At 69.6% G+C, this 3,533-nt stretch carries 7 protein-coding genes; 4 read left to right on the top strand and 3 right to left on the bottom strand.

What is annotated here, in order from left to right; all coding sequences use genetic code 11:
• The 3 genes from ACRDSQ_RS08740 to ACRDSQ_RS08750 all read right to left on the bottom strand — a co-directional run.
• Positions 1–356: glutaredoxin domain-containing protein (locus ACRDSQ_RS08740; protein WP_431420294.1), on the bottom strand; the 356-nt coding region annotated here is incomplete at its 3' end.
• Complete coding sequence (locus ACRDSQ_RS08745; RefSeq protein ID WP_431420295.1) at positions 353–742, bottom strand: hypothetical protein; 390 nt, start codon at positions 740–742, stop codon at positions 353–355. The genes ACRDSQ_RS08740 and ACRDSQ_RS08745, both read right to left, overlap by 4 nt.
• On the bottom strand, positions 739–1,086 hold the full coding sequence (locus ACRDSQ_RS08750; protein WP_431420297.1) for a DUF427 domain-containing protein: 348 nt from the start codon (positions 1,084–1,086) through the stop codon (positions 739–741). Before ACRDSQ_RS08750 ends, ACRDSQ_RS08745 begins: the two co-directional genes overlap by 4 nt.
• An 85-nt stretch (positions 1,087–1,171) precedes the next feature.
• Here ACRDSQ_RS08750 and ACRDSQ_RS08755 point away from each other — a divergent pair, with 85 nt between their 5' ends.
• The 4 genes from ACRDSQ_RS08755 (at position 1,172) to ACRDSQ_RS08770 (ending at position 3,484) form a co-directional block, all read left to right on the top strand.
• Positions 1,172–1,909, top strand: a complete 738-nt coding sequence (locus ACRDSQ_RS08755) for a Crp/Fnr family transcriptional regulator (protein WP_431420299.1) — start codon at positions 1,172–1,174, stop codon at positions 1,907–1,909.
• A 123-nt stretch (positions 1,910–2,032) separates the two neighbouring features.
• Positions 2,033–2,497, top strand: a complete 465-nt coding sequence (locus ACRDSQ_RS08760; RefSeq protein WP_431420301.1) for a hypothetical protein — start codon at positions 2,033–2,035, stop codon at positions 2,495–2,497.
• Positions 2,494–2,778, top strand: coding sequence for a hypothetical protein (locus tag ACRDSQ_RS08765; protein ID WP_431420303.1), 285 nt, complete (start codon positions 2,494–2,496; stop codon positions 2,776–2,778). Before ACRDSQ_RS08760 ends, ACRDSQ_RS08765 begins: the two co-directional genes overlap by 4 nt.
• A complete protein-coding gene (locus ACRDSQ_RS08770) occupies positions 2,771–3,484 on the top strand; it encodes a Crp/Fnr family transcriptional regulator (protein WP_431420305.1) in 714 nt (237 codons plus the stop codon). The genes ACRDSQ_RS08765 and ACRDSQ_RS08770 overlap by 8 nt, the downstream gene beginning before the upstream one ends.
• Positions 3,485–3,533: the final 49 nt, after the last annotated feature.

Raw genomic sequence — 3,533 nt, forward strand, 5'->3', positions numbered from 1 at the left:
GTCGTGGTCGGACTGCGCGTCGCCAGCAGCAGCCAGAGCAGCCCGAAGCCCAACGCCGCGATGACGGGACGCCAGACCGGTGCCGAGGGCGTGGCGGTCGGCGTGAGGTTCGGGGCGTGGTCGCGGATCGCGGTCAACACCTGCCGCATGCTGGGGTTGACCATGGCGTGGGAGCCGACGAACACAGTCGGGACGGTCTCGTTGCCGTCCGCGACCGAACGCACCCTGGCCGCGGCCTCCGGGTCTTTCCAGATGTCGACCTCGCGCAGCGGCAGCCCGCTGAGCCGCAGCCCGCTGCGCAGCACCATGCAGAACGGGCGACTCGGCCGCCAATAGAACTCGACCGCATCGGTCATGCGAACGTGCCCAACCAGGTGGTCAGCGCGTACAGCGCGACGTAGGTGCCCACGGCAACGGCCAGGACGGCGAGCAGCCGCCACCGCCACCGGCGCACCCCGGCGACGCTGCACTGGTCGCGGCGGCGCAACGCCACCCAGACCAGCAGGGCAAGCACCGCCAGCCCGCCCAGCCGGAACCACCAGGCGTAGTTGTCATACAGGTTGGTCGCCCATGCGAACGCCGTCCCGGCGCTGACGACGCCCACCAGTGCGAGCACGGTCGGACCGACGCAGCACAGAATGCCGACGAGCCCGCCGGCCAGCCCCATCCGCCACACCGGCAGCCCAGCCGCCGTCGGCTTTCCTGGGGTGCCTGAGGTGTTCGTGGCGGTCGGGTCGCTCATCGCTTTCCGCCGAGCCACTGCGGCAGCCGCTCCAGCAGACCGGGACGGTCGCCTTCCGGTTCGCCCTCCACCTGGACACCGTGCCAGAACGCGACGTGGTCTTTGATCCGCCGGGCCAGGGGACTGGGATGCGGGTAATACCAGGCCGCGTCCCGGTTGACCTCGCCGTCCGCCGTCACGGTGTAGTAGCGGGCCAGGCCCTTCCACGGGCACACCGACTTGGTCCGGCTCTCCACGAAGAACTCCCGGCGCAACGACTCAGGCGGGAAATAGTGGTTGCCCTCCACCCGCACCGTCCTCGGCGCCTCCGCCAACACCACACCGTTCCATACCGCACGCATCATCGAAGATCGACCTCCATGGTCCAAGTCCACACCAGCACAGGACTCGTCGCGCGACAAGTGTCAGCGTGGTGACACCATGGAAGGCATGGCCCTCTCCCGTCTTCCGTCCGCCGCGCTGGACCAGGCCATGCGGTTGCTGGGCAGCGCCCCCGCCGAGGACATGGCGATCCGGCAGGCCGCGTGGGTGGCCCGCTGCGTCGGCCGCGGCGAGTCGGCGCCGCTGACGCCCGACGCGATCACCGCACTGGCGGGCACCCTCAGACAACTCCACCTCCCGCGGGGAACCGCGCTGTTCCACAGTGGCGATTTCGCGCGGGAGGTGTGGATCGTGCAGCAGGGCCGGGTCGAGCTGTCGGTCGGATCCGGGCGCCGACGCACGGTCGTGGCCGTCCTGCGCCCAGGTGACGTCGAGGGCGACATCCACATGCTGCTGGACATGGCCCTGCCCTACACCGCCCGAGCCCTCGACGAGTCCACCCTGCTTTCCCTGACCGCGGCGGACTTCGAACACCTCCTCGCCACCAGCCCGCCCATCACCCGCCGCTGGCTCTCCAGCGTCGCGCAGCGACTCGCCGCCAGCCAGATGCGCCTGGTCGGCCTGCTCGGCCGGAGCCTGACCGAACAGGTCGCCGGGCTGCTGCTCGACGAGGCCATCGACGGGCAGGTCTCCCTGTCCCAGCGCACCCTGGCCGCCATGGTCGGCGCCCAACGCCCGTCGTTGAACAAGATCCTCAAAGAACTCGAACGCGAAGGGCTCATCGGCGTGCGCTACGGCGCCATCGACATCCTCGACGCCGACCGCCTGCGAAAGCGCGCGGGCTGACCGCTCACGTCACGATCAGGTGACGACGGTTCGTTGTGTAACCGAGGTAACCGACCACTTCCAGGATGCGGAGAAGGCTCCCCCCGCACCGCCGATCCCCGGCGGCGCAGGAAGGAGCCGATCGTGTCCGCACTCGCTCATCCCACGACCTCAGGGCTGATGTCCCGCGCAGGGAGCGGAGCCGTCGCCGGGATCGTCGGGGGCATCGTGTTCGGCATTCTCATGGCCATCATGGGCATGCTGCCCATGGTCGGGATGCTCATCGGCGTCGACAACGCGTTCGTCGGATTCCTGGTGCATCTGGTCAACTCCGCGCTCATCGGGGCACTGTTCGGCGTGCTCGCCTACGGAATCGCCGACAGGCTCGGGCCGATGCTCGGCGCCGGGATGGTCTACGGCGTCATCTGGTGGGTCCTCGGCGCACTCGTGCTCATGCCGCTGTGGCTCAGCGTCACCGCCGACCCGATGATGAGGGACATGGTCTTCGTGATCGAGCGCGACCAGTGGCTCAGCCTCATGGGCCACGTCATCTTCGGGCTGATCACCGCCGCGGTCCTCTATGGACTGCGACGCCGCGCCCGCTCATGACGCCAACCAATCCCCGGCAGCCGCTGCGGATTTACGTCGCGCCGGGTTGCGCGGGCTGCCGCACCGCCCTGAGTCTCGCTGAGGCGGTGCGGCACGCCCGCCCCGACCACCCGGTCGAAGTGATCGACTTGGCCGAACACCCCGATGAACCACTGCCCCCCGGGGTCATCGGCACACCGACCTACCTGTTGGCGGGCGAGGTGATCTCGCTGGGCAATCCAGACTGGCAGGAGTTGCTGTGTCGGCTGGACAGCACCGCCGACACGGGCGACGATGACTGACCTGATGCCCCCAGCGGAACTCCCGGCCGACGAGCACTACTGCCTGGCCGAGGTCGACTTGTTCCGCGACCTCTCGCGCCGCGAGATGGCCGCGCTGGGCGCTCACGCCCCCATGCGGACCGTTCCGACCGGACAGGTCGTCTACACCCCGCTGCAACCGTCGTCGGTGCTGTTCATCGTCAAACGCGGCCGGATCCGCCTGTACCGGATCGGACCCGACGGCCGCGGCGTCACCACCGCCGTGCTCGGCCCCGGGACGGTGTTCGGCGAGATGGACCTGCTCGGCCTGCGGATGCGCGCCACCTGGGCCGAAGCCCTCGAAGCGTGCGAACTGTGCCTGATGAGCCGCACCGCCGTCCGCGGCCTGCTGTTCACCGACCCCCGCATCGCCCTGCGCATCGCCGAACAGCTCTCCACCCGCATCGCCGACCTCGAACAGCGACTCACCGACCTGACGTGCAAGGCCCTCGGCGAACGGCTCGCCGCCACCCTGTGCCAACTCGCCCTGCACGCCCCGGCCGAACCGATCCGCCTGACCCACAACCAACTCGCCGCCCTCGTCGGCGCCACCCGCGAGCGAACCACCACCGCGCTGGGCGAACTCGCCAAACACGACATCATCCGACTCCGCCGCGGCAAGATCGTCATCCACGACCCCACCCGCCTCGCCGCCGTCGCCGACGGCGCCCGACCGCCATTACCGTGAAACCCGAGAGTGCTGGAGGTGACTGATGATGGTCCAGCCCGACCAGGAC

Origin of the sequence: Actinokineospora sp., assembly GCF_050699995.1 — a bacterium.
Classification (GTDB): Bacteria; Actinomycetota; Actinomycetes; order Mycobacteriales; family Pseudonocardiaceae; genus Actinokineospora.